The sequence below is a fragment of the Neorhizobium vignae genome, from assembly GCF_000732195.1.
GTDB lineage: Bacteria > Pseudomonadota > Alphaproteobacteria > Rhizobiales > Rhizobiaceae > Neorhizobium > Neorhizobium vignae.
The window spans coordinates 402,139-427,151 of sequence record NZ_JNNU01000005.1 but is presented as its reverse complement, the minus strand read 5'-3'; the positions used below and the strand labels follow the sequence as shown (position 1 = coordinate 427,151).

Here is a 25,013-nt window from a genome sequence, read left to right as displayed (position 1 = left end):
ACCACCTCTCGGGACATCATCCTTGACGGCGTGAAGCGCTCTCCTGCCGCTTCCAGCCCGAAGCGGCAGGCGTCGATCAAAAGCGTGGTCCTGAGCTCCGGGCTTCGACGCTCAGATCCCGAGACCGCCGGCTACATTCACGGTTTCTCCGTTGATGTAGCCCGCATGCGGTCCGGCCAGGAAGCAGATGGTTTCCGCCACTTCCTCGAGGGTTGCGATGCGGCGGATCGGATGCATGTCGAGGATGGCGTCACGGTTCGGAAGCTCGCCGGCAACGTCCGCGGCCATGTCCGTCGGCATGATTCCCGGCTGAACCACGTTCACGGTGATGTTGCGCCGGCCAAGGTCGCGCGCAATGCCCTTCGCATAGCCGGCGAGCGCCCACTTCGTTCCGGTATAGTCGGCGACGCCGGGGAAGGGGACGTAGGAGCCGAGGAGGGAGCCGACGAAGATGATCCGGCCGCCGTCGGTCAGCTTTTGCGCCGCCGCGCGGGTGTTGGCGATGGTGCCGAGGACGTTGACCTGCCACTGGCGATTGTAGTTGTCCCCGTCGAGTTCCGGATCGTCCACCATCTGACCCTGGATGGCGATGCCGGCATTGTTGACGAGGATGTCGAGCCTGCCGAATTCCGCCATCACGCTGTCGATCAGCGGCTTTGCGGAAGAAAGGTCGGCCTGGTCGCTCTTGACCGCAATCGCGCGAACGCCCTTTGCCCTGAGCTTTTCGACGACGGCTTTCGCCTTGTCGGCCGAGGCGGCGTAGCTGATCGCGACGTCTGCTCCGTGATCGGCGAACGCCTCCGCCGTCGCGGCACCAAGGCCGCGCGAGCCGCCGGTAATGAGGACGACCTTCCCCTTGAATATGTTGGACATGACTATCCTTTCCCTATTCGCCAAGGCACCGCTCGATCCTGTCGGGCGGCGCCTAATTTCATAACGTATGTTACGATAACGATCGGTATGAAATTTGACAGTGCCGGTCAAGGGCTTTAATAACGGTCATTATGAAAAAGGTTGAGCAGAGCTGATGGGACGCCATCGCGAATTTGACGTGGAGAAGGCGCTCGACGCGGCGTTATGCGTGTTCTGGCGCAAGGGCTATGAAGGTGCCTCCTATGCCGACCTGACCGAGGCGGCGGGTGTCGAAAGACCGGCCCTCTATTCCGCGTTCGGCAACAAGGAAGCGCTGTTCCGCAAGGTCCTTGCGCGCTACTACGAGCGCTATGTGGACTACGTTCCCGCGGCACTTCAGCTCCCGACGGCGCGCGAGGTTGCGGCGCACCTTCTCCAGGGTGCAATCGATCTCACCACCCGTTTTCCCGACCATACGGGATGCCTCGGCATCCAGGGTGTCCTGGCGGGATCGGATGAAGCGGAGCCCGTTCGGCAGGCCTTGATAGAGGCGCGCGTCGAAGCCGAGGCGCAGCTTCGCGAACGCTTCGAGCGGGCAAAGGCCGAGGGTGACCTGCCGGAGACGGCCAGGCCCGACACGCTTGCGGCATTCCTGATGGCCGTTCTTCACGGCATGGCGGTGCAGGCCAAGGCCGGCTTCAGCCGCGAGACGCTGGAGGCCGTTGCCGAGCAGGCGCTTGCCACATGGCCCGCGGGCAAGGGGGAGGGGGATTTGCGCGTTAGGCCGCAGCCCTGATCCTTGCCTCTTCCCGGATGCGCTTGACCATCGAACGCAGCCCGTTGGCCCGCTGGGACGACAGGTGTTCGACCAGGCCGATGCGGTCGAAGATTTCGATCGCGTCGGTGGCGGCGATCTGGGAGGCGGTCCTGCCGGAATAGACGGCGAGCACAATGGCGACGAGGCCGCGCACGATATGGGCGTCCGAATCGCCCTCGAAGGTCATCACCGGGTCGGCGCTGCCGTCTCCGAGATGGCTGACCAGCCAGACCTGGCTCGCGCAGCCCTGCACCTTGTTCTCTGCGGTCTTCTTGTCGTCGGAAAGGTCCGGCAGCGCCTTGCCGAGTTCGATCACGTAACGATAGCGGTCTTCCCACTCGTCGAGGTATTCGAAATCTTCGATGATCTTCTCGAGGCTGGCCATAAGCGCTCCGGTTCTTCTATCCGCTCCATATAGGCACTGCATGCCTGGACAAAAAGCAAAAAAACGCCGTGAGGGGTAATCCTCACGGCGTCAGCAAATGCTGAATGACAGGGCAGGCAGATCAGGCACCGGGAACCGTGGCATTGAGAGCCCGGTGCAAGCTTTGAAATTCGAACTCGGATGTGACGTCCGGTATAAGGTCGAGTTGGCGCGCCATCTGGTGCGCGGGATTAGTGGGTCGGCCGTTTCTGCGGGACCGGCACAGTGCCGGTGAAGATCGTATCGGCGCCTGTAGCGGCTGCCGTTTCGGCCTGTCTGGCCGGGAAGGGCGTCGGTTCCGGATCGGCGAACACCGCGGTCTCCTTGCCCTTGTCGCCGAACTGCTTGTCGAGCAGCTCGAAGGCGACCTGGGCGCCCTGCCTGGCCCTGGTGCCGAGCGCCGAGAAGGTCTCGGCACCCTTTTCGCAGACCTCAGGCTTTTCGGTGCAGATGGCGCTTACATATTGATAGGCTTCGGTCGCAGCCGAAAATGCGTTGCTGACCTGCAGGGGCGAAAGCCCGTCGGTCTCGGTTGTCGGCTTGCTGCTGAAGTAGGAAAGCACTACCAGCACCGCCGCGAACCACATACTTCCCTTGATGAGAAACCACATCGTTTATCCACCTGTTTTTCCCGCTCCTGGGTCTTGAGGCGGGCCGCCGGATCTGTGCCGGTCTTGAACATGGTTGTACCGCCGGGAAGCAAATATGGCTTTGACGGGATCGTTCGGTTTTTCGGCAAATTTGCTTAAAATGCGAAATATCCGCATTTGCAGCGTCTTTGTCGCGAACTTGAATCGAATTTTAGCGATCGATGTTAAGCATAATTGCGGCGGTGCGCCTGAAACCCCGGGCTTTGTCAGGCGCCGGTTTGCCACAAAGGTTAACACATCGGGAAAAATCGAAGCAAATCCGCCGCTTACGTCGCGTTAACCACAAGCTCAGAAGGCTTGGCCCTTCTGTCCCAAAGCCGGATTTTGGCCCATTGCGGGACCTCCGGCACCCCCTGCTTTTATCCTTTCCTTAAGCCACGGGGGCATATTGTCGGCTTCGATAAACGAGTCTGTGCAGGGTTTTGCGTGCGCGTATTGAGTAACATTGCCGGAAAGGCGGTCATGCTGGTCGACGAGACCGCAAGCCGCTGGCTGACGCGCCTCGGCGAGGGCGACACCGCACGTCCCGGTGAAATTGCCCAGTTCCGCCGGCTCGCGTTCTGTGGCCTTGCCGCATTCGTCACCGTGCCGCCCGCGCTTGCTCTGCTCCTGCCGCCTGCGCTGGCCCTGCCGGTCGGCGTTGCGCTGGTTCTGTCGCTTTTCCTTCTGGCCGTCGCCGCCTCCTTCGCCTTTCCGCGCCATGCCGTTGCCTCCGTTGCTGCGCCCCCGCCGGAAGACGCTGCCTTCGACGCGATGCCGGGCCTGTCGCTCATTCTCAATCCGCATGGCCTGCTGGTGAAGACCGGCGGCCGCGATCAGCATCTGTTTCCCGCAGGCCTGCGTGAAGCCGCCGGCGAGCCGCTTGCCGAGCGCGTCCACGTGTCCGACCGGATCGGCCTCGTCCAGGCTTTCGACATGCTGCGACAGGGTGCGCCGAGCGCCGTTGCCGATATCCGCATCGAGCGGCCGTTCTCGGCGGCCGGCCGCCAGTTCCTGTCGGTCCGTCTCGACATGACCGCCATCCGCGACGGTGAAGGGGAGCTCCTCTACGTCATGGCGCAGGCGCGCGACATTTCGGAAGAAGAGCAGCTCCGGTTGGAAGCCGCGGCCAATGTCGCCGAGGCGCGCTCCGCCCATGAGGCGAAGTCGAGGTTCCTCGCCGCCGTCAGCCACGAGTTGCGCACGCCGCTCAACGCCATTCTCGGCTTTTCAGATGTTCTCGCCGGCGAATATTTCGGCAGGCTCGAAAACGACCGCCAGCGCGAATATGTTGGGCTGATCCGCCAGTCCGGCGGCCATCTCCTCTCCGTCGTCAACACCATGCTCGACATGTCGAAGATCGAGGCCGGCCGCTACGAGCTGCTCGCCGAACCCTTCGCCATCGCGGAAGCCGTGGAAACCTGCCGTGCCATGCTCGATCTGACCGCCCGCGAAAAGGGCGTGACGCTCACCAGCCGCGCCCCCCGCGGGCTCGGCGAAGTCATCGCTGACCGCCGCGCCGTACAGCAGATCCTCATCAATCTCGCCGGCAATGCGATCAAGTTCACCGGTCCCGGCGGCGTCGTGTCGATCGACGCCGTGCTCGAGGGCGATCACGTCAATATTTCGGTCAGCGATACCGGCATCGGCATCGCGGCGGAAAAGCTGCAATATATCGGCCAGCCGTTCATGCAGGTGGAAAACGCCTATACCCGCACCTACGAAGGTACCGGTCTCGGGCTTTCTCTGGTAAAAGGTCTGGTGGCGCTGCACGGCGGTCGTTTTGCGATCGCCAGCCGTCCGGGCGAGGGGACCGTGGTGACGATCTCCCTGCCGGCAGACGGTTCGGGCGTCGAGGCAAAACGGGATGACTCCCGGGAGGAAAAAGTCGAATTCCCGCCGCGGCTGAGGGCAGCCCGGCATGCGGCCATGATGGACGAACAGGATTTTATCGATGACCGCGCGGAAGCGAAAATCGCCTGACAGGAAAAAACCTGTCAAGCAACCGGGCATTCTGTCGAACCTGCTGCTGGCGGGAGCGCGGGCCGTTGCGCGCCGGCCGAAGACCCTGTTCGGCTGCGCTGCCTTCGGCATCGTCTTCTCCTTCGTCGCGGCCAATGCGCTCTGGTATCAGCCGGGCGGCCATCCATCCCCGTTCCTCGCCACCCGCGATTCCAAGAACCCGAATCAGATCGCCGGTTATCGCCCGGCAAGGCGCACCGCACCCGCCGATGTCACCACGTTTCGGATCGAGCGGGCCGACCCGAGCGTCGTAGCGCCGGCTCCGGCCGCAGCACCCGCGGCCGCGCCCGCACAGACGGCCGTGCCGTCTGCGCCTATGCCGGCCGCCCCTTCCGTCGTCGCCCCGATCCCGCGCCCCCAGCCGCAGCAGGCCGCCGCCCAGCCGGCAACGCCCCATGAGGCGCCCGCGACGCCGAAGCCGGCCGAGACGGCAAGGGCAACACCTGCCGCACCGACAAGGCCGGTTCAATCCGCCGCCCTGCCGCCGAAGCCCGTTTCTCCGGTTCGCTCGACCGAAGGTGTCAATGCGCGTGGCGAAGATCCCGTGGCGGCCGCAATCCGCGCCTCCGAGCGCAAACCGGCCATGACGCCGCCGGCCAATATCCCGAATTCCGGTCGGCCCGCGGCGACGCCCGTCTCCCAGAAGCCGAACGCGACCAGTCAACCGAACGCGCCCGTCCAGTCGAGCGATCTCGTGCTGCAGATCCAGCGCGGCCTGTCGAATATCGCCTATGCGGATGTCGGGGTGGACGGTGTCGCCGGCGCCCAGACCAAGGCGGCCATCCGCCGCTTCCAGCGCCACTACCGCCTGCCCGAGACCGGCGAGCCCGACGAACAGGTACTGAAGAAGCTGAAGTCGATCGGCGCTCTGTAGTCGCCGTCGCTCCCAATCTCCCGAATTTTCGATGTTTCAGCGGTGAGAGCTCGCCGCTCAACGCATCGCAACTGCTTCCAGCACCAGCCGCTTCAGCTCTTCGGCAGGTGGGGCGAGGCGGGTTTCGGCGACGTGCAGCGCAAGCTCGATCGCGCCGAGATCGGGCAGTCCCGCTTCTTTCGCATCAAGCGCGGCAAGCTGTGCCGGTTTGCCCTCGACGATCCGGGGGGTGACGCCGAGCCCTGCGGTGACCGCTGCCCAGAGGCCGGCAAGGCTTGGGCTGGCGAACGCGTGCCGCCAGGCGATGCCGTTGCGGTCGAGCGCGTCGATCGCGGCCTTGCGGAAGGCGCAGGGCGGATCGAAGGCGACGATCGCAAGTGCTTCTCCCGGCATATGCCGGAAGCCATCCGGACCGATCCAGGCGATCTCCCGCCTTGCGACGATTTCAGCCCGCGGGCTGGCGAGCGTGCCCCAGGTCAGCGCCACGTCGAGTTCGCCCTTGTCGATCGCCTGCACCATCGCGACACCCCGGTCGACGCGCGCCTCGACCCGCACCTTCGGATGGATCTTCGAAAAACGGCCGAGCAGGTCCGGCAACCAGGTTTCGGCAAAATCCTGCGGCACGCCGATCTTCACCCAGCCTTCGAGCTTGCCAACGCCGCGCACCGCCGCGCGCGCCTCGTCGTTGAGCTCCAGGATACGCTTGGCATAACCGAGCAGGATTTCGCCTGCTTCGGTCAGGACAAGCCCACGCCCCTGCTTCTGCAGCAGGGTTTCTCCCACCTGTTCCTCGAGCTTCTTCAGTTGCAGGCTGATCGCCGAAGGCGAACGGCCGAGCCGGTCGGCGGCCTTGGCGAAACTGCCGAGCTCCAGGCCAAGCGCAAAACTCCTCAATGTATCGATATCGAGATTGACGGGCAGCATGATCGTTGAGTGTCGCAAAAGTGTGCGTTTGGAACTTCATGATTTTCAAAATGATTGTGCGAGGAGAAGATAACGGCGTCAACAGAAATCCGAAAAGGAGAACATCATGCCCTTCGTTCACGTCATCATCGCCGGCAGAAAGATCGAGCCGGAAGCAAAGCGCCGGCTGCAGCAGGAAACCACGGTGCTGATGAACACGATCATGCGCAAGCGCCGCGAGGTCACGGCGGTCCTGGTGGAGGAGGTCGATCTATCCGGCTGGACCGTCGGCGGCGAGCCGCTGGAAGTGGCCGCGCATGTGGAGGCCAATGTCACGCTCGGCACCAATACGGCCGAGGAGAAGAAGCGTTTCATCGAGGCGATGGATGCGCTTTTGAAGCAGAGCCTCGGCGGGATACCGCCCGCAACCTATGTCATCGTCCGCGAGGTCGAGGCGGACGCCTGGGGTTTCGGCGGGGTGACCCAGGAATACCGGCGTACAAATGCTATGACGGCGTGATCCTCATCCCGCCGGTTGGATCGCGCCCGGCATGGCCGGGCGCATCTCTGCCTCAGAAGACGGCGAGATATTTCAGCAGCGAGATGATGCCGATGATGATGATGATGATCTGCGCGATCTGTTTTGCCCGGCCGTCGATCGGCAGGCGCGCGACGAGATAGAGAACCAGGACGATCACCAGGAAGGTGATCAGAATGCTGATCAATGCGGAAGTAGCCAAGCCCCAAACTCCTTTTCATGACAGTGCCGTGCGGCACCCTATGTGTAAATATAGTGCATTCGGGGAAAGGAAAGGGCGCGGCATCGCGATTTCTCTTTTCTTCTCAGGGACTTCCACCGGATAACCTCATGCCGTTTCGGCGCCGAGTTCGAAAGCCCAATGGATGAGGCGGTCCTTCAGTGTCCGGTCGCGCAGATAGCCGGTCAGTTCTTCGTCGATCTCCTCCAGCCGCTCCAGCACGAAATCCTCCGCACGGTTGGCGTTCCAGGCTGCCTGGAGGTGCTTGTTTCCATGGCTGCCGTGCTGGAGCGTGAACCAGATGCGGTTCTGGATCTTGTCGAGGTCGCCCGCCCGGCCGACCCATGTCTGCCCGGTCGGAGCCAGCCGGATGACATAGATGCCGGCCGGAGCCTTGCGTTCCTTGTAGGCGGAGATCGCCGCTTTCCTGTCGATGGTGTTCATGTCCTTGCCTTCCCTGGTGGAGGTTCGGCTAATATCACCCGGGTAATATTATGGCAATAGTTGTATCCGGGTAAAATTGTAGCGAGGCAAGTTTGCGCTTGGTCCCGAAGCGCCGTAAGAGGGGGCAATGCGCCTGAAATCCGAAATCGTCGTCTCCGCCATGATCCGCCGCGTCTTCGGGCTCGGCGGTTTTGCAGCCGTTGAAAAGAAGGGTGCGGAGGCGGCGGGCGCGATCTTCATCCGCCAGCGCTTCCGCGACGGCCTGGAAACGCTCTATGCGCCGGCACCGCAGAATTTCTTCGGCGACGAGGACGACGGCGGGCGCAAATTCGAGGTGAGGGCGGAACGGTCCGAGCCGGAAGCCATCCGCGAGATGTTGTCGCGCGAAATGCGCTTCGATCCGGATCTCTGGCTGCTGGAACTGGAGATCGACGACGTCGCCGATCTTTTCGAAGTGGTGAAGCCGGGCTAGGCTTTTAGCGCGCCCGGTAGAGGCCGTTGAGCGGCTTGCGGGCGCTGGCGGTAGTGCGGATCACACGCGGTTGGCGGCTGTCCTCCGCGCGGTTGTCGGCAAACATCGGCTGATGCTGCTGTTCCGGGTAGGTGTAGCTGTCGGCGCGGCGCCAGGCTTCGACTCGTTTACCGCATTCGTCCTCGTCGAGCGCGTCCCAGAGCGCGGCGGCGCGTGTCACGCCGTCCTGTTCCGCGCCCAGATGGTCGTAGAGCCGCTGCAGGATGAACAGCGCATCGTCCGTTTCCATGGCCAGGCCCTTCAGCGTCGCCGCGAGCTGCTGGCCGGAAATGTCGAGCATGATCCGCTCCGAAAGCCAGTGGCTGGCGGAAAGCGTGTCGGCAAGCACGGTTGCAAACAGCCCGGTCTCGCGGTTGCGGGCGAAGCGGACGAGCAGCGCCTCCTGGATCGGCGACAGATTGCGCAAGCCCAACCGGTCTGCGGCGGGCCGGTCGACATGGCCGGCAAGCGCCTTGATGCGGTTGCGCAGGAGTTCGTCGCGCGTGTTGCGCTCGGCCTCGTCGATCATTTCCGGCGTCGGCCTGCGCGGCATGAGTGCCTCGAGGTTTTCGGGCGCATCGCTGCGCTTGGTGCGGTCGTGGCGAAGCCCGACCAGCGCGTCGATCACCGTCGGCGACAGCGCCTCGCGGCGCACGATGGCGCGGGCATGCGCTTCCCCTTGGGTGCGGGCGATGGCGATCAGCGCATCGTCGGAAAGGCAGGTCGAGGAGGTCAGGAACGGGGCTGCAACGGCGATCGGCTGGCTGGCGATGAAGAAGGCGACGGCCGGCGGCACGGTCTTGCATTGCGAGAGGGCTGCGACCGCATCGCGGCGGGCCTCCTCGGACGATGCGGAAAACAGGGGGGCGAAGAGCTCGGCGAACTGTCGAAGCTCCGACCGCGAAGGGTACGGAAGACTTTCGAAGCTCGTCACCGTGGCCATCAGCACCACATCCTTCTTACGCATGGCCTGGGGCCTTTCAAGGTCTCGAAACTCATTCGTCACTGGCAAACTCGCAATCAACGCAAAACAAATCCGGAGTGCCGAACGCCGATCAGGTGTGCCGGAAAAGCTCGCCTGGCGCTCTCATCGTACCTTGCCTGGGAAACTCCCGGTGGCGCGCCGCCCGCTCACGCAGCTGTGAGAACATCTGCAGAATGGGGTCGCCTTGGTTTAACCGGATGCTAACTCTTGGAGGGTTAACGGTCTGTGAAAATGGTTCGTTTCGATACGCCGGTCATTTCTTGCAGTGTCGCTGTTTCTGCCAGAATTGCGGGTCTGATCGACGCCTGCGAAGGCTGTGAACCAAACCGGCGCTTCTGCGTTTTGGGGTCGGACAACAGACATGCACCGGTAGCAAGTGCTATATTAGCAGTAAGACATTGTTAACGGTGGTCTGGCTGAATCCAGCGGTAACCGGCGCGTATTTGCCGCGTTCGAATGCCGGATGGCCCCGCGTCCCTGGGACCTTCCCGATAACGGCCGGTTCAGGCGGAACCGGCCGTTAATGTCGAAATGTCGTTGCGCTTTCGAACAAGGCGCACAGGCGAGAAAGGCGCGGATGCCCGGACTTCTGTCTCGGGAAGCGTCAGGCCCTTGGGAGAGGGCAGGGTGAGATCGGTCCGTCTTCATCCGTCTCGAATTCCTTAAACGGAGACGAGCATGGCAGAGATCGTAGTATTGAACAGATGGCGCAGTGACAATCAGCGCCGGCCGCAGATCAAGATCGGCGAAAGCGAGAACGCCGGGCAGCTTCTGCTGTTCACCGGCGTGCGATACGAACGTTTCGAAGACCTGGGCGACTGCAAGGCTGAAAACCACGCGGTGCGTGCCGAATAGTCGGCAAACGAAGATCAGAACCGGCTTCGGGAGCGCCATTCGAAGGGTGCGCAGGTAGCCTGGTTCAGGAATTGCGACACGATACCCGCAAAGCTCGGTTGCGGGACGAGACTTCTCAAGACCACATATCCCTCCTCCGCCCGTGCTTCCACCAGGATCGACTGCGAAACCGCCTGCGGCAGCGCCTTGCGCAATGCCGTCAGCTGCATCGGCGACGCGATCACCACATCCAGCACGCCGCCGGCCGACGTCCGGTCATTGATGCTGAACACCTCGTTGGAGGACTGGTCGTAGACGCCGAGCGACCAGAAGGGCACGCCGCCATTGGCAGCCGTCAGCCTCACCGGCCCCTCCGAGATATCGAAGGCACAGACCGCCGCATCGACGAAAGGATCGTCCTTGGAAAGCCCGGCGCGATCCGGCTTTTCTCTCAAGCGGTAGAAACGATAGATCTCGCCTTCCGCCAGCACTCGCGTATAGGCGTCGCGCTCGCTGAATTCGGGCAGCGCCAGCACGATGATAAGGTGCAGCAGCGCCGCACCGACGAGCCCGGTGATCACCGCCAGCAGAACCTTCAGCGCGAAACCCCGGGATCCGGCCTTCTGGGACGCGAGATCCCCGGATCCCAAGCCTCGCGCGCGCAGGTTTCTGAACCACAGACGTCTAAATCGCGGACTTCCGAACCCAAGGCTTCTAGACATTGCCGCACCCGGCCTTCTTGATGCGCGGCATGGTGAGGTCGATCAGGCCGGAGCTGCCGGCCGTCGGCGTGTCGAACAGCGTCAGCGTCAGCCGGAACACGCCGGGCGTCGAGACCGCCAGCCAGTTGCCGGGCTTGGCGGTTGCGGAAATCGCGATGTCGAAACCGCCGTCGCTGCTGCTGTTGCGCAGCACGATGCGGGAATTGAGCGCGGTCGGCAGGTCCGATTGCGCCGAGGGCGGGGCGGCGCCGGGGGCTGCGGCAAACAGCGTCCAGAAACGCGCCGGCGGCGTGTGGCCGGTGAGGCGATAGGAGCAGTTTCCGGTCAGCCGCTCGCCGGCCTGGTCGACCGAAGCGATGAAGGAGAGGCCTTCGGCGCTCGCGTAGATGAGCTTGCCGGCACTGGCCCGGTGCGACTTCGCGTAAGGGTCCGCCTGCGCGGTCTGCGCGTCAGGAAAGGCTTCCCACGAGCCGAGCTTGATCGCACCGAAACCGATCGTGGCATCCAGTGCCACAAGGGTGGACCATATCCCGCCGCCGAAGGCGATGGTGAGCGCGATCGCGATGAGGAAGGGAACACGGAACACGGGTTTGCTTTGGCCCTCGGACAGCTATCCCAGAGGGTTAGCATTGATTCTAGTGGGAAGGAATGGGTGGGCTGTGTCTTTCCGGCACGCTCGCCTCATGGCTTCCGGCGCCGAGCGAATCGCTCCCCCGCGTATCCTGCGAGAATCGCCGGCCACCCTTCCTCCTATCCCGCTGGATCGACGGCGGGAAGCCCGCTGCCTGTGCCGGGATCGGTCACTCAAGGCCGTTGCGTGCCATTCCCGCACAGCTTTGCTCAAAGGGTTAACCTTTTGATAAGGTTGTTTCGCGCGGTTCCTGTGACTAAAAACGGCCTGTGCCTTGCCCGGTTCATTCCTTGGCTACCGTGTCTGCGACGACCTTCCGGAGCAGAGACGATGAGAACATGGATGATGGCGACCGGGGCATTGATCGCCGTGGCTGCGGGATTTTCGGGTGCCTATTACCACCTGAAGCCGGTGCCGGGGCCTTCGACCCCGAAGGACATTTCCCTCGACTTCATGACGCTGACCGAAAGCCAGCCGACGGAAGCGCGCCGCGCCATCGTCGACGGTATCGAAATCTGCCTTCCCCAGCCGGCGCGGGAGGGCTGGACGAGCCCGCCGGTCAAGACCCTCGCGGTCGACAGCTATATCCGCTTTTTCGACCTGATGGGGCAGGAAGTGGGGCAGGCCGAGCGCAGCGCGGAATTCCGTGCCTGGCTTTCGCACGCAGGCGGCGGCCTGTCGGAGCGGGACCGGATCGCCTTCGGCAAATTGACCGAAGGCGGCCTGCACGAAGGCGTGACCGCGCTCTGCGTTGCCGCGACCGTGCGCGGCAAACTCGGAAGCCAGGGGTTCAGGGCTTTCTGGAACTGACGGCCGTTGCCTCGGCGAGCGATCCCGTCGCGGTCTTGTCGGCGACCTTGGCGGGCGCAGGCCCGAGCCGGCCGGCCTCTTTCAGCTTTCCGGCGATCTGCCGCAGCAGGCGGGTGGATTCGGCCGACAGGGAACGCGGGCGGATGAGCGCCTGCAATCCGGTATCGACGGTGCCATCCTTCTTCTTGGCAACGGCGTTGCCCTTGTGGTCGCCGGTCGGCAGCGGATTGTCGATGCCGGGAATGGCACGCAGTTCGATCCCCTGATGGGCATAGTCCATGACGGTCTTGAAGGTCGCGGCCGGCAGCGAACCGCCGGTCATGTTGTCCATCGAGGTGAAGTCGTCGTTGCCGAACCAGACCGCGGTCGTGTAATTGCCGGTAAATCCGATGAACCAGGCGTCGCGATAGCTCTGCGAGGTGCCGGTCTTGCCGCCCGTGACGATGCCGCCGTCGAGTGCTGCCCGGCGGGCCGTGCCGATCACCGGGATCTGCGTCAGGATGCGGTTCATCGACGACGTCGCCTGCTCGGAGAGCACGCGCGTGGCCGGCCGTTCGTCGCGGTTGAAATCGTAGAGCACGTCGCCGCCGTAGCCGAGAACCTGCTCGATGCCGTGGCGGCGCGATTCCATGCCGCCGGCCGGCATCACGGCGTAGCCGGTCGCCTGGTCGAGCACGGTCATTTCCGACGTGCCGAGCGGGATGGTCTTGTCCTTCCTGAGCGGCGTTTCGACACCGAAGGCCTTGGCGGTCTTCACGATCACGTCGGTGCCGAGATAGTCCTTGGCGAGCCTGACCGGCACGGTGTTGAGCGATTGCGCCATGGCCGACAGCAGCGTCACCTTGCCCTTGTAGGAGCGCGCGTAGTTCTGTGGCGACCAGCCGTTCCAGGTGATCGGCGCGTCTGAAATCGTCGATTCCGGCTTGAAGCCGTTCTCCATCGCCGCCGAATAGGTATAGAGCTTGAAGGACGAACCCGGCTGGCGGAGCGCCTTGGCGGCGCGGTTGAACTGGCTTTCGCCGTAGTCGCGGCCGCCGACCATGGCGCGCACGGCCCCGCCGTTCTCGATCATCACGAGAGCGCCCTGCTTGACCTTGAAGCTGTCGCCATATTCGCGAAGGCTCGATTCCACCGCCGATTCCGAGGCCTGCTGCAGGCCCATGTCGATCGTCGTGCGCACCATGACCGAATGTTCGTGGAACTTGCCGGCCGAGGCCAGCCGCTGCACTTCGTCGAAGGCCCAGTCGAGGAAATAGTCCGGCGCCTTGACGTCGGCGCGGTCAACGACGGTTGCCGGGCTGCGGCGGGCCGCGATGACCTGGCCTTCGGTCATCAGGCCGCTCTGCACGAGGTTGGAAAGCACTTCGTTGGCGCGGGCGCGGGCGGCCGGAAGGTTGACATGCGGCGCATATTTGGCCGGCGCCTTGAACAGGCCGGCGAGCATGGCGGATTCGGCAAGGTTCACTTCGGTGATGTTCTTGCCGAAATAGAACTGCGCCGCAGCCGCTGCCCCGAACGTCCCGCCGCCCATATAGGCGCGGTCGAGATAGAGCGACAGGATCTCCTTCTTGGAGAGGTTGGCTTCCAGCCACAGCGACAGGAAGGCTTCCTTGATCTTGCGTTCGATCGACCGTTCGTTAGTAAGGAACAGGTTCTTGGCAAGCTGCTGGGTGAGCGTCGAGCCCCCCTGCACGACGCCGCCGGCCTTGGCGTTTTCGCTCATGGCGCGGGCAAGGCCGAAGAAGTCGATGCCGAAATGGTCGAAGAAGCGACGGTCCTCGGTCGCCAGAACCGCCTTGATCAGGTGGTCCGGCAATTCGTCGATCGGCACGGAGTCTTCGTGGATGATGCCGCGATGGCCGATGATGTTGCCGTAGCGGTCGAGGAAGGTGACGGCGAAATCGCCGCGATTGCGCCAATCCTCGTGGGTTTCCTCGAACGCCGGCTGGGCGAGCGCCAGGAGCACCACGAAACCCGCGGTGCCCAAGGTCATCGCCTCGCCGGCGAGTTCGAAGCCGAGGCGTTTCCAGCCGCGCACGCGAAAACGACGGAAGAAGATGGTGATCTCCTCCCAGATTTCGCCAAGCCGGAAACCGAGATTCCAGACGGTGGAATCGATCCAGGAATCGATGCGCAGCAGCAGGTGGCGCTTGCCGCGCGGCCGGTCGCCTGATGACTTTGGCTCGTCCTGCACCTTCGGAATTCCCCGCCCTTTCGATGAGTTGTGCTTGACGCGGTCCCTTGGAGGGATCAAGAGCTCTAGCCTCTCACCGTTAATCAGCTTTAGCTGACAAATGGTTGATGCGCGATATCAAAATCGCAACAGATAAAATGCAGATGTCCGGATTTGTTCCGCTCTGCCGCAAATGTGATACCCACGATGACCGACGAACCTTTCTGGAAAACCAAGCGGCTCGACGAGCTGACCCAAAATGAATGGGAAAGCCTGTGCGACGGTTGCGGCCTGTGTTGTCTCAACAAGCTCGAGGACTGGGATTCCGGCGACGTCGTCTTCACCTCGGTCGCCTGCCGGCTGCTCGACGGGGAGACCTGTCGCTGCAAGGATTACCAGCACCGCCAGGGGCAGGTGCCGGACTGTATCCAGCTCACCCCCACCACGGTCAACGAGATCGCCTGGCTGCCGCCGACCTGCGGTTATCGCCTCATCCGCGACGGCGAGGACCTCTACTGGTGGCACCCGCTGGTATCGGGCGATCCGGACACCGTGCACCATGCCGGCATCTCCGCCCGCGGCCGCACGGTCAGCGAAAACGAGGTCGATGTGGAAGATTTCGAGGACTACGTGGTCGACTGGCCGCTGACGGTGGGCGAGGAACGCTGAGAAGGCGACATCACTTCACCGCGATGACGACCTTCCCCTTCGCGCGGCCTGTTTCGACATAGTCCAGTGCCTCGTTGGTCTTGTCGAACGGGAAGACCCGGTCCATCACGGGGCGGATCTGACCTGCCTCGATCAGCGAGGTGATCTGTGCGAGCTGGCTGCCGTTCGCGGTCATGAAGAGGAACGAATAGCCGATCTTCCGGCGTCCCGCTTTTCTCCTGATGCCGAAGCTCAGCAGGCGCGTGACCTGTTGAAGCAGCCAGCCGGAGCCGTTCTGCCGGGCGAAATCCGCATCGGGCGGGCCGGAAATCGAGATCAGCTTGCCGCCCGGCTTCAATACATTCAGGGATTTCTCGAGCGTATCCTTACCCAGGCTGTTCAGCACGACGTCGTAGCCCTGCAGCACCTTCTCGAAGTCGTCTTTCTTGTAATCGACGACGACGTCCGCTCCGAGACTTTTCGCGAGAGCGACATTGGCGGTGCTCGTGGTCGTCGCCACATGGGCCCCGAGATGCTTGGCGAGCTGGATCGCGATGGTGCCAACGCCGCCCGAGCCGGCATGGATCAGGACCTTCTGCCCCTTCTGCAGGTTGGCCCGCTCGACAAGGACCTGCCATGCCGTCAGGGCGACAAGCGGCATGGATGCCGCCTCCACCATGGTGAGATTGCCGGGCTTTCTCGCTACATCGGCCTCGTCCATGGCGATATATTCGGCAAACGTGCCGATGCGATCTTGGGCCGGGCGTGCATAGACCTCGTCTCCAGGCTTGAACTTCCGGACATTCGCCCCGACCCGGACCACGACGCCTGCCACGTCATTGCCCAGCACCAGCGGAAGGCGGTAGGGCAGGACAAGCTTGAACTCTCCGTCCCTGATCTTGTTGTCCAGGGCGTTCACGCCGGCGGCATGAACCTCCACCATGACGTCGTTGTCGCGCAATGCCGGCTCGGGTATTTCGCCGAGCCGCAGGGCGCCGCCTTTGCGATAGCGATCGATCAGGAATGATTTCATCGGACTGACTTCCTTTTCCGTAGTGGCCGTCGGGCCTGCGATGGATGCTCAGGCGGGGAGCCCGTTGAACTTCCGAAGGTTCTTGTCGACGATGGTTTCGGGCAGGAAGCGACGTATGAAGCGGACCTGTCCTGCCATTTTTCCGGCAGTGTAGCGGCGTTTGGGCAATGCCGCATTGGCGGCCTTGAGGACGGCTTCGGCGACCACTTCCGGTGCATTTCCCGTCGCGACGGCTTCGCGCATCAGCCGCTCCGCGTCGCCGCGAACCTTGTCATAGACGGAAAGCGGGCGGTCCGCGCGCGTCAGGTTCTCCTCGAAGGCGGTGCGGGTCAAGCCGGGCTCGACAAGCACGACGCGGATGCCCTGGGTTCGCACTTCATGGTCGAGGGACTCCGAATACCCTTCGACGGCGTGTTTGGTCGCTGCATAAAGAGCGTTGAAAGGCGCCGGGATCAGCCCGAGTATCGAACTCAGGTTGACGATGCGGCCCCGCTGCTGGCCCCTCATTACGGGCAGGACGGCATTTGTCATCCGGATGATGCCGAACACGTTCACGTCGAACAGGGACTTCGCCTGTTCCGCGGTGGATTCCTCCGCGCCGCCAAGCAGCCCGATCCCGGCATTGTTGACCAGAAGATCGATCCGCCCTGCGCGGCGCAGAACCTCGCCAACGGCGTTTTTTACGGATGCATCGTCGGTCACGTCGCAGATCAGCATCGTCACCCCGTCCACCGTGTCCGGCATCGGTCTCCGGCTGGTGCCGAAGACGAGATAGCCATCCCGCCGCAGCGCCTGCGCCGTCACCAGTCCTATTCCTGAGGAGGCGCCCGTAACCAGGGCGACGCCGCGTTTTTTCTTGCTCATCGGTTCCGCTTTCATTTTGTCATGGAATATCGTTGAGCGATCAGTTACTATCAAATCCGTATCAAGTCACTACTAAAAAGATATCGACATGAAAAAACTTTCCGACCAGCCCTGCCTAGTCGCCCGAAGCCTGGCGCTTGTGGGGGACGCGTGGAGCATGCTGATCATGCGCGACGCCCATGCGGGGCTGACCCGCTTCGACGAGTTTCGCAAGAGCCTCGGCATTGCGCCGACCATGCTGACCGGACGGCTTTCAGGCCTGACCGAGGAGGGGCTTCTGGAGAAACGCCGCTATTCCGACCGCCCGCCAAGGGACGAGTATGTGCTGACGGAAGCCGGCCGCGACTTTCTTCCGGTTCTGTTTGCGATCGGCGCGTGGGGCCGCAAGCATCGCGGCGGCGGCAAGGTCATCCGGTTCTTCGACGCAGAGACCGGAACGGAGATCGATCCGGTCACCATCGACCGCACGACCGCCGCGCCGATCGGAACGCGTCCTATCCGGACCGCCCTATCCGAGTGAACCGCAACTCCGGTTGAAAGCCCGGCCCTGCATCCTGTAGCCGGCGACGCGCGATGCCGGATCGCCAGGACTTGAGGCTAAACCGGCGAGCGAGGAACGTGCAGGAAGCCTCTCGAAGCATGGGTTTATTACGTGTCAATGACATAAGTTAATCCGGGGCCCGCAGGTTTTTCAGGTAATTCTACCAGTATGCCCGGGCGTGCAGAAACGCTAAGATTAAGGTGACGATCAAGATTCATTCCGAATTCATTCGATGGCACCTAGATGAATGCAGAAGGCACGCTGGCAGACCGCCTCTATGAGGCAGCTCTGGTTCCTGAGCTTTGGACGGAAACTTGCGAGAGGATAGCAATGGCGGCGGGATCCAGCACCGCCTCGATCTTCACCATCGACGGCAGCGGCAATCATCGTTACGTCACCACTCCCAATATCGCCGACGCCTTTGCCGAGTTCGTCAGGAGCGAGCACAGGTTCAACAATGTACGGCCCGCCCGCGGCATGGAGCGCTTTCCCTTCTCCTTCGCCCGGGAAATCGACATCATGAGCGGCCAGGAATTCGAGGACGACCCGATCCGTCGGGAATTCCTCCTGCCCTACGGGATGGAGTGGGAAGCAGGCTGGGCGTTCCAGGAGCCGACCGGTCATGTCGTCGTCATCAGCATGATGCGGGCCAAGGGCCTGACGCACTTCTCCGACGAGCAGCTGGCGCGACTCAACCTGTTGAAGCCGCATCTCGCCCGTGCGGCCTACATCTCGTCGCGGCTCGCCTTCAACGAGGCGCGCTCGATGACCGAAACGCTGTCCATGCTGGGACTGCCGGCAGCGGTGATCGGCGACGGCGGCCAGACGATCGCCATGAACCCGGAAATGGAGGACTTGAGCCCGCGCATCCGCAGCGGTGCCGGCGACCGGCTGGTGCTTGAGGGGACCGGCGCCAACGCCCTGCTGGAGGATGCGATCGAGCACTACAAGGCGCAGGCTTCGCCGGCCGTGCAGTCTCTGCCGATGGCGGGACGCGACGGGGCGGCGCCGCTGATCCTGCATCTCCTGCCGGTCCGCCGCGCCGCCCGCGACATCTTCTCCCGTTCGATGGCGGTGCTCGCCGTCACCCAGGTGGGGCAGGTCGGCCCGCCGGACATGCGGGTGCTCTGCGGCCTCTTCGATCTCACCCCTGCCGAAGCCCGTGTCGCACGCGGCATCGCCATGGCCCAGACGCCGGATATGATCGCCGCGGCACTCGGCATCTCGCTCGAAACCGTCCGCTCGCACCTGAAGAAGATCATGCTGAAGACCGGCACCGCCCGCCAGGCGGAGCTGGTGCTGCTGCTTTCGGGGCTGCATGCGCCGAGCTTCGGCGGTGGCGCAAGAGAGGATTAGGACCAGTCTTCCGGGATACGCCGCAAGGAAAAGGCAATTCATCCCTTGACCTTCCCATGATGGGAAGCTCCACATAGGGCGGGAAAGCGAGGTCCGTCCATGAACCAGACCGTCAAACCGATCCACAAAGCCGAGCCCTTCACCGTTCCCGTCGAGGGCATGACCTGCGCTTCCTGCGTGCGCCGTGTCGAAAATGCAGCTGCGAAAGTCCCGGGCGTCGAGAAAAGCGCGGTCAATTTCGCAACCAAGAAGCTGACGGTGGAATCGGCCGAGGGCTTTTCGCCGGGAGACCTCGAAAAGGCGATCCGGAAGGTCGGTTACGAGATCCCGCCGGGCGCCATGGACCATGCGATGCGCGAGGCGGGAATGATACCGCCGGCCGCCGAGGCTGCACATGCGGGACACGGGCATCACCACGGCCATTCCGGCCCGCAAAGCCACGAGCCCATGGATCACGCCGCCATGGGGCACGACCAGCCGGGCCATGCCGGCGGGCATGACCATATGCATATGCACCAGGGCGAGGAGGGCGTGCTGAAGCGCGACCTGGTGATCGCCTTCGTGCTGACCTTGCCGCTGTTCGTGCTGGAAATGGCAGGCCACATCTACGATCCGTTCCACCACTGGCTGATGGGCGTGATCGAGACGCAGAACCTTTATTATGTCTATTTCGCATTGGCGACGGTGGTCGTCTTTGGTCCGGGCTTCCGCTTCCCGAAGCTTGGCCTGCCGGCGCTTTTCCGCGGCGCGCCAGAGATGAATTCGCTGGTCGCGGTGGGCGTGCTGGCCGCCTATGGCTATTCGCTGGTGACGACATTTGCCCCGGACCTGCTGCCGGAGAGCGCACGGTTCGTTTATTACGAGGCCGCGACGGTGATCGTCACGCTGATCCTGTTCGGACGGCTGCTCGAAGCGCGCGCCACCGGCCGCACCGGCGAGGCGATCGAGAAGCTCAGCCGGTTGCAGGCAAAGACCGCCCGCGTCGAACGCGACGGCAAGGTGTTGGATATCCCCACCGAACAGGTGGTCGCCGGCGACGTGCTGGTAATCCGGCCGGGCGAGCGCATTCCGGTCGATGGCACCGTGATCGATGGTTCCTCGAATGTCGATGAATCGATGATTTCGGGCGAACCGCTTCCGGTCGCAAAGGCGGCCGGCGCCACGGTCGTCGGCGGCACGATCAACAAGACCGGTGCCTTCCGGTTCCGGGCCGACAAGGTCGGCCGCGACACGATGCTGGCCCAGATCATCCGCATGGTCGAACAGGCTCAGGGGTCGAAACTGCCGATCCAGGGGCTGGTCGATCGGGTGACGGCCTGGTTCGTGCCGGCGGTGATCGTGCTGGCCGTTCTCACCTTCGCCGTCTGGTTATTCGTCGGCCCCGAACCGGCGCTCGCCCATGCGCTGGCCAATGCGGTCGCCGTGCTGATCATTGCCTGCCCCTGCGCCATGGGGCTTGCCGTGCCGACCTCGATCGTCGTCGGCGGCGGCCGCGCGGCCGAGCTCGGCGTGTTGTTCCGCAAGGGCGAGGCGCTGCAGGAACTGCGCAATGTCCAAATGGTCGTGGTCGACAAGACCGGCACCGTCACCAAGGGCCGGCCTGAACTGACCGATCTGGCGACGGCTGAAGGTTTTGCCGCAGACGAGGTGCTGGCGCTGGTCGCAAGCGTCGAGGCGCAGTCGGAACACCCGATCGCCGAAGCGATCGTCAAGGCGGCAGAAGCCAAGGGTCTGACCGTGCCGAAGGCGGAAAAGTTCTCCTCGGTGACCGGCTACGGTATCGAGGCGGAGGTGGGTGGCCGCAAGATTTCGGTCGGCGCCGACCGATTCATGAAAAAGCTGGGGCTGTCGGTTGAGGTGTTTGCGGAAGCAGCCGCAAGACTTGGCGACGAAGGCAAGACGCCGCTTTATGCGGCTGTCGACGGAAAGCTGGCCGCCGTGATCGCGGTTGCCGATCCGCTCAAACCTTCAAGCCGCGACGCGATCAGGGCGCTGCAGGCGATGGGTGTCGAAGTGGCCATGGTGACCGGCGACAACCGCCGCACCGGCGAGGCGATTGCCCGCCAGGTCGGCATCAAGAAGGTCGTGGCCGAGGTCCTGCCGGAAGGCAAGGTGAAGGCGATCCACGAGATGCGTGCCGGCGGGAAAAAGCTCGCATTCGTCGGCGACGGCATCAACGACGCGCCGGCGCTCGCCGAGGCCGATATCGGCATCGCCATCGGCACCGGCACGGACGTGGCGATCGAAAGCGCCGACGTGGTTCTGGTCGGCGGCGAGCTGTCGGGCGCCGTCTCGGCCATCGCCATGAGCCGCGCGACCATGACCAATATCAAGCAGAACCTGTTCTGGGCCTTCGGCTACAACGTGGCGCTCGTGCCGGTCGCGGCCGGCGTGCTCTACCCAGCCTTGGGCTGGCTGCTGTCGCCGATGATCGCCGCCGGCGCCATGGCGCTGTCGAGCGTCTTCGTGCTCGGCAACGCGCTGCGGCTGAAGGCCGTGAAAGTTGGAGAAACAAGATGAATATCGGCGAAGCCTCCAGCGCGTCCGGCGTTTCGGCCAAGATGATCCGTTATTACGAGGAGATCGGCCTGATCCGCCCGATGGGCCGCACCGGCAACAATTACAGGGTCTATGGCCAGGAGGAAGTGCATATCCTGCGCTTCATCAAGCGCGCCCGCAATCTCGGCTTTTCGCTGGAGGAAACCGAGACGCTTCTGAAACTCTGGCAGGACAAGAGCCGCGAAAGCTCGGCCGTCAAGGAGGTGGCGACTACCCACATCGGCGATCTCGAACGACGCATCGCCGAGATGCAGGGCATGGTGAAAACGCTGAAACACCTTGCCAACTGCTGCGGCGGCGACAACCGCCCCAACTGCCCGATCCTTGACGATCTGGCGGGGGATGGGGCGGTGGGGGATGGGGTCGTGGGGAAGAAAATTCGTGCCTGAAAATTTTGCGCTGGAAATGCTCCTCATCCGCCTGACATGCCTGCCACACCCCTTGACCTTCCCTCCGTGGGAAGCTGCACAACAAACCTGTCGAACAAGGAGATTCCGATGACTGCGATTTTTACCGTGCCGGACATGACCTGCGGCCATTGCGAAAAGACCGTCCGCGGCGCGCTGGCGGAAGCCCTGCCGGGTGCGGCGGTGGCGATCGACCTGACGGCCAAGAGGGTGGTGATTGAGGGCGATGCGGCGAAGGCCGAAGAGGCGATCCGGGAGGCGGGGTATTCGCCGGAGCGGGCGGCGGTCTGAGGGGAAGTTGTCTGGCCGATCGCGCCCATCGCGTTGAAAACCTTCGCGCAACCATCGCAGATCAGCTTCGCAAGGACCTCAATTCAACACCTGCAGGAGAAATAATGGTGAGCTAAGGAACATGCCGGCGACAAGGCCGACAAATCCAAGCGCGAGCGCGCCGTCAAGTCCGTGGTTCTGCCAGCCGAAATGGGCCCCAACGGCGGTCGCCATGGACATGATCGAAACAGTCCAGACGATTTCCAACAGCCAGAGCAGCCTTCCGGCAAGTCTTCGTTTTTCCTGCGTCATGGCCAAGATCAACTTTCGCGAGTACCTTCTTTCCCCGATGTAAGATCGGGCTTCTCCTTTCGCCAGGGGTAGTGTCGGGTCCTGACCGCAACTGAGGACAATTGATGTGGCCAGAGCCATTCTATCGCCGCTGATCTTCGTTGCCGTGAGCACGCTTGGCCAGGCTCAGATGCAGGAAAGCCCTAAGCATAGCGACTATCCGTTCCAGTGTGGAGCAATCTTTGTGATCCTGGCCGAGGCATACGGCCAATCGGGCGAAACAGCCCGGGCTGTCGGGTATAAATCGAAATTCGATGATCTGTCGCGACGAGCTGAATCCGAGTTTGAGAAGCTCGGCCGAACGAAGGAGGAGGCCCGTGGCTACATGCAGGAGCATGTCACCAAGCTGTCTCTTCTGGCCAAAAAGGATGCGAGCCTCGTCGCCAATTTCGCTCGGCGCTGCAACGAGCTTTTTCCGAGCTAAGCCTCGCCGGGCAGGCCACGGCCAAACCGTGACCCAACCAACCATTCCACACCGCCCGTCATGAAAAATTCAACATTCTGACGGCCGCGCGTTACACGTCCGCAAAATGCGCGTGCAAAGAAGAGGTAGCCTGCGGGACCGGCCTCCATTCATGAGGCGGGTCTTCGTTTTTCACCCGCCTCGAATTGCCGGACCTCCCCATGCTCAAAGCGCTGTTTTCGACCGTTGCCCTCGCCATCCTCTTCGCACCCGCAGCCCAGGCCGCCGAGCCCGGCGTGACGGTCGCAACGCCTTGCCCATTCGGTGATTGCAAGGCGGCCATCGGCCTGTCCTTCGTGGGCGAATATACCATCCCGACCGGCACGCTGTTTAACGGCGTCGAGTTCGGTGGCCTGTCCGGTCTTGATTACGATCCGGCGACCGGCCGCTACATCGCCATTTCCGACGACCGTTCCGAACGGGCGCCCGCCCGGTTCTACGAGCTTTCGATCGAAGCGAGCGCCGCCGGCATCACCGATGTGAAAGTGGTGAGGACCGTCACCCTGAAGGACAAAAACGGCGAGGCTTTCGCGGCCAAGAGCGTCGATCCGGAATCGATCCGCCTCGGCAAGGACGGCATCTACTGGTCGAGCGAGGGCGACGTGAAGCAACTCCTGCCGCCGTTCGTGCGCGTCGCCGGCCCGGATGGCGCCTTCGTACGCGAGTTCGAGCTTCCCAAGGCTTTTATGCCGACCGCCGACAAGTCCGCCGGCGTCCGCGACAACCTCGCCTTCGAGGGGCTCGCCACGCTGTCCGGCGGAGATTTGATGGTGGAGGTCGAATCGGCGCTCTTCCAGGACGGCCCGATCTCCGGGCTCACCCGCGGAACGCTTGCCCGCATGATCCGCTACGACGCGACGACCGGCAGGCCGAAGGCCGAATATGTCTATCCGATCGCGCCGATTCCCCAGGCGCCGACCGTGGACAAGGGCTATAACGACAACGGCGCCTCGGAAATTGTAAGCCTGGACGACCACCGCCTGCTGGTGGTCGAGCGCGGCTTTGCTCAGGGGTTCGGCAGTTCGATCAAGGTGTTCATGATCGATACCGAGGGCGCAACCGATGTCTCGGCCATCCCTTCGCTCGCCGATACCGCGGCGGCCATCGTGCCGGTGCGCAAGGCCCAGATCCTCGACATGCGGGCGATCGGCCTGCAGCCGGACAATATCGAGGCCGTCACCTTCGCCAGGGGCACCGATGGCAGCGACCTGCTGATCTTCGCCTCCGACAACAACTTTTCAAAGGAACAGAAGACGCAGTTCATTGCCTTCAAGGTGCTGACACGTCCCTGAGGAAGCGGGCCGCGCCTCGAGAGAATGCTCCACCTTGTCGCAAGGTGGAGCATTGAGACGTATCCCGAAGTCGCGGCCTAGAACTTCACGCCGATGCCGACGTTGATCACGTGCTGGCTGAAGTCGAAATCGGCGCCTGCGAGGCTGCCGTTGCCGTAGTCGTTGTAGCGGTATTCGAGGCGGCCGAAGACATTGTCCGTGAAGGCGTAATCGACACCGGCGCCGACCGTCCAGCCGTTGAGCATGTCGTCGTCGTCAAAACCGCCGCCGTCGATATGGGCCGTGGTGGCCGTCCAGCCGGCTGCCGCGAAGATCAGTGCCCGGTCCATGGCATAACCGACACGGCCGCGAACCGAACCGGAGAACCCGGTGTCGATGTCGACGCCGCCGGCATAGCTGTTTTCGTTCCAGTCATAATTGACGTCACCTTCGATACCGGCCACGAAACCACTGGAGAACTGCCAGTTATAGCCGACGAAGCCGCCAAGCCTCCAGCTGTCGAAATCGTCCGAACCGCCCCCGGCGGCATCACCGTCGCCCCAGGCATATCCCGTATGGGCACCGATATAGGGGCCGTTCCAGGTGAACACCGCAGGCATTTCGACGGCTTGCGGCGCTTGCGGGATTTGTTCGACGGCGTCGGCTGCATAAGCAACGGAAGAGGCGGTCATGGCGGCCGACGCTGCAAGAATGAAAAGAGCCTTCATGGATATTTTCCTCCGATTGTTGGTGAAAACGCAAATAGGGCGATTTGCTTTGAAAGCTGTAGCTAAAATACAACATCGGAAAAAATCTGCAATTACGCCTTAAGATATTGAAATCGCATGATTTTAATTTTTG

General features: G+C 63.0%; 29 protein-coding genes. 15 read left to right on the top strand and 14 right to left on the bottom strand.

Going from position 1 to position 25,013, the window contains the following annotated elements:
- Positions 1–111: 111 nt before the first annotated feature.
- Entirely contained in the window at positions 112–873 is a 762-nt protein-coding gene (locus GQ59_RS11230; RefSeq protein WP_037081086.1) for an SDR family NAD(P)-dependent oxidoreductase, read from the bottom strand.
- A 154-nt stretch (positions 874–1,027) separates the two neighbouring features.
- Here GQ59_RS11230 and GQ59_RS11225 point away from each other — a divergent pair, with 154 nt between their 5' ends.
- A complete protein-coding gene (locus GQ59_RS11225; protein ID WP_051903905.1) occupies positions 1,028–1,648 on the top strand; it encodes a TetR/AcrR family transcriptional regulator in 621 nt (206 codons plus the stop codon).
- Here the strand turns inward: GQ59_RS11225 and GQ59_RS11220 are convergent.
- Together GQ59_RS11220 and GQ59_RS11215 are read right to left on the bottom strand one after the other, a co-directional pair.
- Positions 1,632–2,054, bottom strand: coding sequence for a SufE family protein (locus tag GQ59_RS11220; protein WP_037081084.1), 423 nt, complete (start codon positions 2,052–2,054; stop codon positions 1,632–1,634). The genes GQ59_RS11225 and GQ59_RS11220 overlap by 17 nt on opposite strands.
- 230 nt (positions 2,055–2,284) lie before the next feature.
- Entirely contained in the window at positions 2,285–2,704 is a 420-nt protein-coding gene (locus tag GQ59_RS11215; RefSeq protein WP_037081080.1) for a DUF5330 domain-containing protein, read from the bottom strand.
- Between the two features lie 465 nt (positions 2,705–3,169).
- Between GQ59_RS11215 and GQ59_RS11210 the strand changes: the two genes are divergently transcribed.
- Both GQ59_RS11210 and GQ59_RS11205 read left to right on the top strand, forming a co-directional pair.
- A complete protein-coding gene (locus GQ59_RS11210) occupies positions 3,170–4,705 on the top strand; it encodes a sensor histidine kinase (protein WP_432762575.1) in 1,536 nt (511 codons plus the stop codon).
- Positions 4,677–5,618 (top strand): peptidoglycan-binding domain-containing protein, encoded by a 942-nt coding sequence (locus tag GQ59_RS11205; protein WP_037081076.1) that lies wholly within the window; start codon positions 4,677–4,679, stop codon positions 5,616–5,618. Before GQ59_RS11210 ends, GQ59_RS11205 begins: the two co-directional genes overlap by 29 nt.
- Positions 5,619–5,675: 57 nt before the next feature.
- On the opposite strand, the gene GQ59_RS11200 is transcribed toward GQ59_RS11205, so the two are convergent.
- Positions 5,676–6,542 carry a LysR substrate-binding domain-containing protein gene (locus GQ59_RS11200; protein ID WP_037081072.1) on the bottom strand — a complete coding sequence of 289 codons (867 nt, stop codon included), beginning with the start codon at positions 6,540–6,542 and terminating at the stop codon, positions 5,676–5,678.
- A 106-nt stretch (positions 6,543–6,648) separates the two neighbouring features.
- Here GQ59_RS11200 and GQ59_RS11195 point away from each other — a divergent pair, with 106 nt between their 5' ends.
- The gene (locus GQ59_RS11195; RefSeq protein ID WP_037081070.1) at positions 6,649–7,041 is read left to right on the top strand and encodes a tautomerase family protein; all 393 of its coding nucleotides are present in this window, start codon (positions 6,649–6,651) and stop codon (positions 7,039–7,041) included.
- A gap of 52 nt (positions 7,042–7,093) precedes the next feature.
- Here GQ59_RS11195 and GQ59_RS32685 read toward each other — a convergent pair whose 3' ends face one another.
- A complete protein-coding gene (locus GQ59_RS32685; RefSeq protein WP_007772654.1) occupies positions 7,094–7,261 on the bottom strand; it encodes a Thivi_2564 family membrane protein in 168 nt (55 codons plus the stop codon).
- Between the two features lie 126 nt (positions 7,262–7,387).
- A complete protein-coding gene (locus GQ59_RS11190) occupies positions 7,388–7,723 on the bottom strand; it encodes a GIY-YIG nuclease family protein (protein WP_037081069.1) in 336 nt (111 codons plus the stop codon).
- 127 nt (positions 7,724–7,850) lie between these two features.
- Between GQ59_RS11190 and GQ59_RS11185 the strand changes: the two genes are divergently transcribed.
- On the top strand, positions 7,851–8,195 hold the full coding sequence (locus GQ59_RS11185; RefSeq protein WP_037081067.1) for a DUF1491 family protein: 345 nt from the start codon (positions 7,851–7,853) through the stop codon (positions 8,193–8,195).
- A 4-nt stretch (positions 8,196–8,199) separates the two neighbouring features.
- On the opposite strand, the gene GQ59_RS11180 is transcribed toward GQ59_RS11185, so the two are convergent.
- Complete coding sequence (locus GQ59_RS11180) at positions 8,200–9,240, bottom strand: DUF2336 domain-containing protein (protein WP_084683122.1); 1,041 nt, start codon at positions 9,238–9,240, stop codon at positions 8,200–8,202.
- Positions 9,241–9,897: 657 nt separating this feature from the next.
- Between GQ59_RS11180 and GQ59_RS32340 the strand changes: the two genes are divergently transcribed.
- Positions 9,898–10,074 carry a hypothetical protein gene (locus GQ59_RS32340; RefSeq protein ID WP_156376350.1) on the top strand — a complete coding sequence of 59 codons (177 nt, stop codon included), beginning with the start codon at positions 9,898–9,900 and terminating at the stop codon, positions 10,072–10,074.
- Positions 10,075–10,088: 14 nt separating this feature from the next.
- Here the strand turns inward: GQ59_RS32340 and GQ59_RS11175 are convergent, their stop codons facing one another.
- Positions 10,089–10,703, bottom strand: a complete 615-nt coding sequence (locus GQ59_RS11175) for a DUF1254 domain-containing protein (RefSeq protein ID WP_244447950.1) — start codon at positions 10,701–10,703, stop codon at positions 10,089–10,091.
- Positions 10,704–10,767: 64 nt separating this feature from the next.
- Positions 10,768–11,361, bottom strand: a complete 594-nt coding sequence (locus GQ59_RS11170; protein ID WP_037081065.1) for a DUF1214 domain-containing protein — start codon at positions 11,359–11,361, stop codon at positions 10,768–10,770.
- A 375-nt stretch (positions 11,362–11,736) separates the two neighbouring features.
- On the opposite strand from GQ59_RS11170, the gene GQ59_RS11165 reads away from it, so the two are divergent.
- Positions 11,737–12,216 carry a hypothetical protein gene (locus tag GQ59_RS11165; protein ID WP_152564299.1) on the top strand — a complete coding sequence of 160 codons (480 nt, stop codon included), beginning with the start codon at positions 11,737–11,739 and terminating at the stop codon, positions 12,214–12,216.
- Here GQ59_RS11165 and GQ59_RS11160 read toward each other — a convergent pair.
- A complete protein-coding gene (locus GQ59_RS11160; RefSeq protein WP_037081062.1) occupies positions 12,197–14,410 on the bottom strand; it encodes a transglycosylase domain-containing protein in 2,214 nt (737 codons plus the stop codon). The genes GQ59_RS11165 and GQ59_RS11160 overlap by 20 nt on opposite strands.
- Before the next feature lie 186 nt (positions 14,411–14,596).
- Between GQ59_RS11160 and GQ59_RS11155 the strand changes: the two genes are divergently transcribed.
- A complete protein-coding gene (locus tag GQ59_RS11155) occupies positions 14,597–15,058 on the top strand; it encodes a YcgN family cysteine cluster protein (protein ID WP_037081059.1) in 462 nt (153 codons plus the stop codon).
- Between the two features lie 10 nt (positions 15,059–15,068).
- On the opposite strand, the gene GQ59_RS11150 is transcribed toward GQ59_RS11155, so the two are convergent.
- On the bottom strand, positions 15,069–16,070 hold the full coding sequence (locus GQ59_RS11150) for an NADP-dependent oxidoreductase (protein ID WP_037081057.1): 1,002 nt from the start codon (positions 16,068–16,070) through the stop codon (positions 15,069–15,071).
- Positions 16,071–16,118: 48 nt separating this feature from the next.
- Positions 16,119–16,934 carry an oxidoreductase gene (locus tag GQ59_RS11145; RefSeq protein WP_037081190.1) on the bottom strand — a complete coding sequence of 272 codons (816 nt, stop codon included), beginning with the start codon at positions 16,932–16,934 and terminating at the stop codon, positions 16,119–16,121.
- 88 nt (positions 16,935–17,022) lie between these two features.
- On the opposite strand from GQ59_RS11145, the gene GQ59_RS11140 reads away from it, so the two are divergent.
- The 5 genes from GQ59_RS11140 to GQ59_RS11120 all read left to right on the top strand — a co-directional run bounded on the left by GQ59_RS11140 (position 17,023) and on the right by GQ59_RS11120 (position 22,088).
- Positions 17,023–17,454, top strand: coding sequence for a winged helix-turn-helix transcriptional regulator (locus tag GQ59_RS11140; protein ID WP_037081055.1), 432 nt, complete (start codon positions 17,023–17,025; stop codon positions 17,452–17,454).
- 351 nt (positions 17,455–17,805) lie between these two features.
- The gene (locus GQ59_RS11135; RefSeq protein ID WP_037081054.1) at positions 17,806–18,831 is read left to right on the top strand and encodes a helix-turn-helix transcriptional regulator; all 1,026 of its coding nucleotides are present in this window, start codon (positions 17,806–17,808) and stop codon (positions 18,829–18,831) included.
- Positions 18,832–18,930: 99 nt separating this feature from the next.
- The gene (locus tag GQ59_RS11130) at positions 18,931–21,351 is read left to right on the top strand and encodes a heavy metal translocating P-type ATPase (RefSeq protein ID WP_037081052.1); all 2,421 of its coding nucleotides are present in this window, start codon (positions 18,931–18,933) and stop codon (positions 21,349–21,351) included.
- Positions 21,348–21,779: a Cu(I)-responsive transcriptional regulator gene (gene cueR, locus GQ59_RS11125; protein ID WP_037081050.1), complete on the top strand. Its 432-nt coding sequence runs from the start codon at positions 21,348–21,350 to the stop codon at positions 21,777–21,779. Before GQ59_RS11130 ends, cueR begins: the two co-directional genes overlap by 4 nt.
- A gap of 108 nt (positions 21,780–21,887) precedes the next feature.
- Positions 21,888–22,088, top strand: a complete 201-nt coding sequence (locus GQ59_RS11120; protein ID WP_037081048.1) for a heavy-metal-associated domain-containing protein — start codon at positions 21,888–21,890, stop codon at positions 22,086–22,088.
- A gap of 78 nt (positions 22,089–22,166) precedes the next feature.
- Here the strand turns inward: GQ59_RS11120 and GQ59_RS11115 are convergent, their stop codons facing one another.
- Positions 22,167–22,379 carry a hypothetical protein gene (locus GQ59_RS11115; RefSeq protein WP_084683124.1) on the bottom strand — a complete coding sequence of 71 codons (213 nt, stop codon included), beginning with the start codon at positions 22,377–22,379 and terminating at the stop codon, positions 22,167–22,169.
- Positions 22,380–22,485: 106 nt separating this feature from the next.
- Between GQ59_RS11115 and GQ59_RS11110 the strand changes: the two genes are divergently transcribed.
- Together GQ59_RS11110 and GQ59_RS11105 are read left to right on the top strand one after the other, a co-directional pair.
- Positions 22,486–22,842 carry a hypothetical protein gene (locus tag GQ59_RS11110; RefSeq protein ID WP_037081047.1) on the top strand — a complete coding sequence of 119 codons (357 nt, stop codon included), beginning with the start codon at positions 22,486–22,488 and terminating at the stop codon, positions 22,840–22,842.
- A 200-nt stretch (positions 22,843–23,042) separates the two neighbouring features.
- The gene (locus tag GQ59_RS11105; RefSeq protein WP_037081045.1) at positions 23,043–24,173 is read left to right on the top strand and encodes an esterase-like activity of phytase family protein; all 1,131 of its coding nucleotides are present in this window, start codon (positions 23,043–23,045) and stop codon (positions 24,171–24,173) included.
- Between the two features lie 77 nt (positions 24,174–24,250).
- Here the strand turns inward: GQ59_RS11105 and GQ59_RS11100 are convergent, their stop codons facing one another.
- Positions 24,251–24,880, bottom strand: a complete 630-nt coding sequence (locus GQ59_RS11100; RefSeq protein WP_037081043.1) for an outer membrane protein — start codon at positions 24,878–24,880, stop codon at positions 24,251–24,253.
- Between the last annotated feature and the right edge of the window lie 133 nt (positions 24,881–25,013).

Bases quoted from the DNA above. Each gene is read 5' to 3' on its own strand.
- GQ59_RS11230 (WP_037081086.1), bottom strand. From the start codon at position 873: ATGTCCAACATATTCAAGGGGAAGGTCGTCCTCATTACCGGCGGCTCG.
- GQ59_RS11225 (WP_051903905.1), top strand. From the start codon at position 1,028: ATGGGACGCCATCGCGAATTTGACGTGGAGAAGGCGCTCGACGCGGCG.
- GQ59_RS11220 (WP_037081084.1), bottom strand. From the start codon at position 2,054: ATGGCCAGCCTCGAGAAGATCATCGAAGATTTCGAATACCTCGACGAG.
- GQ59_RS11215 (WP_037081080.1), bottom strand. From the start codon at position 2,704: ATGTGGTTTCTCATCAAGGGAAGTATGTGGTTCGCGGCGGTGCTGGTA.
- GQ59_RS11205 (WP_037081076.1), top strand. From the start codon at position 4,677: ATGACCGCGCGGAAGCGAAAATCGCCTGACAGGAAAAAACCTGTCAAG.
- GQ59_RS11200 (WP_037081072.1), bottom strand. From the start codon at position 6,542: ATGCTGCCCGTCAATCTCGATATCGATACATTGAGGAGTTTTGCGCTT.
- GQ59_RS11195 (WP_037081070.1), top strand. From the start codon at position 6,649: ATGCCCTTCGTTCACGTCATCATCGCCGGCAGAAAGATCGAGCCGGAA.
- GQ59_RS11190 (WP_037081069.1), bottom strand. From the start codon at position 7,723: ATGAACACCATCGACAGGAAAGCGGCGATCTCCGCCTACAAGGAACGC.
- GQ59_RS11185 (WP_037081067.1), top strand. From the start codon at position 7,851: ATGCGCCTGAAATCCGAAATCGTCGTCTCCGCCATGATCCGCCGCGTC.
- GQ59_RS32340 (WP_156376350.1), top strand. From the start codon at position 9,898: ATGGCAGAGATCGTAGTATTGAACAGATGGCGCAGTGACAATCAGCGC.
- GQ59_RS11165 (WP_152564299.1), top strand. From the start codon at position 11,737: ATGAGAACATGGATGATGGCGACCGGGGCATTGATCGCCGTGGCTGCG.
- GQ59_RS11155 (WP_037081059.1), top strand. From the start codon at position 14,597: ATGACCGACGAACCTTTCTGGAAAACCAAGCGGCTCGACGAGCTGACC.
- GQ59_RS11150 (WP_037081057.1), bottom strand. From the start codon at position 16,070: ATGAAATCATTCCTGATCGATCGCTATCGCAAAGGCGGCGCCCTGCGG.
- GQ59_RS11145 (WP_037081190.1), bottom strand. From the start codon at position 16,934: ATGAGCAAGAAAAAACGCGGCGTCGCCCTGGTTACGGGCGCCTCCTCA.
- GQ59_RS11140 (WP_037081055.1), top strand. From the start codon at position 17,023: ATGAAAAAACTTTCCGACCAGCCCTGCCTAGTCGCCCGAAGCCTGGCG.
- GQ59_RS11135 (WP_037081054.1), top strand. From the start codon at position 17,806: ATGGCGGCGGGATCCAGCACCGCCTCGATCTTCACCATCGACGGCAGC.
- GQ59_RS11130 (WP_037081052.1), top strand. From the start codon at position 18,931: ATGAACCAGACCGTCAAACCGATCCACAAAGCCGAGCCCTTCACCGTT.
- cueR (WP_037081050.1), top strand. From the start codon at position 21,348: ATGAATATCGGCGAAGCCTCCAGCGCGTCCGGCGTTTCGGCCAAGATG.
- GQ59_RS11120 (WP_037081048.1), top strand. From the start codon at position 21,888: ATGACTGCGATTTTTACCGTGCCGGACATGACCTGCGGCCATTGCGAA.
- GQ59_RS11115 (WP_084683124.1), bottom strand. From the start codon at position 22,379: ATGACGCAGGAAAAACGAAGACTTGCCGGAAGGCTGCTCTGGCTGTTG.
- GQ59_RS11105 (WP_037081045.1), top strand. From the start codon at position 23,043: ATGCTCAAAGCGCTGTTTTCGACCGTTGCCCTCGCCATCCTCTTCGCA.
- GQ59_RS11100 (WP_037081043.1), bottom strand. From the start codon at position 24,880: ATGAAGGCTCTTTTCATTCTTGCAGCGTCGGCCGCCATGACCGCCTCT.